The sequence below is a fragment of the Lachnoclostridium sp. genome, assembly GCF_031997925.1.
In the GTDB taxonomy this organism is placed as follows: Bacteria; Bacillota; Clostridia; order Lachnospirales; family Lachnospiraceae; genus Lachnoclostridium.
On the sequence record NZ_DAMADT010000030.1, the window covers coordinates 1 to 857 of the forward strand.

Below are 857 nucleotides of genomic sequence, written 5' to 3' on the forward strand. Positions count from 1 at the left end.
TAGGCACACTCGGGACTTGCACCCGCTAGAGCCCGCCCATGGCGGGCAAACTAAATAAAGAGGCTGTTACATGAAACAGCCTCTCAAAACTTTAATGTAATCTAATTTATTAATCAGAGAATCATATACAAGAAAAAAATGCGCTTCATCAACTTTTTCTTGTCATAAATAATCGTTCTCTTACTGTAATCTCTCTTGTAATCTTTTACTTAGCTCCTCAAAACCTGGCTTACCAAGTAAAGCAAACATATTCTTTTTATAACTTTCAACACCTGGTTGATCAAATGGATTTACTCCAAGGATATATCCGCTCACACCACAAGCAAACTCAAAGAAATAGAACAATTCACCTAAACAAAATTCAGATTGTTCTGCAATATTAACAATAAGATTTGGTACATCACCATCTGTATGAGCTAATAAGGTTCCTTTCATAGCACTCTTATTAATAAAATCAACACTCTTACCTGCTAGGTAATTTAGTCCATCCAAATCAACTTCTTCTTCCTCAAGAATAACTTCACAGGTGGATTTTTCAAGATTTATAACAGTCTCAAACATGGTTCTTTGTCCATCTTGGATAAACTGTCCCATAGAATGTAAATCTGTAGTCAAGTCAACACTTGCTGGGAAGATACCTTTCTTGTCTTTTCCTTCACTCTCACCATATAACTGCTTCCACCACTCCCCTACATAATGGAGTGCTGGCTCGTAATTTGCAAGGATTTCAATACTCTTTCCTTTTCTCAATAAGATGTTTCGGATACTAGCATAGAGAAGGGAATCATTCTCTTCAAATTTATTATTTAAGCAACGTTCTCTCATACTAGCGGCACCATCCATGAGTTGCTTGATAT

The 857-nt window shown here is 36.4% G+C and carries 1 pseudogene; it reads right to left on the reverse strand.

What is annotated here, in order from left to right:
* Positions 1 to 180: 180 nt before the first annotated feature.
* Positions 181 to 857: pseudogene (locus RTP52_RS16015) on the reverse strand (glucose-6-phosphate isomerase); the annotation flags it as partial.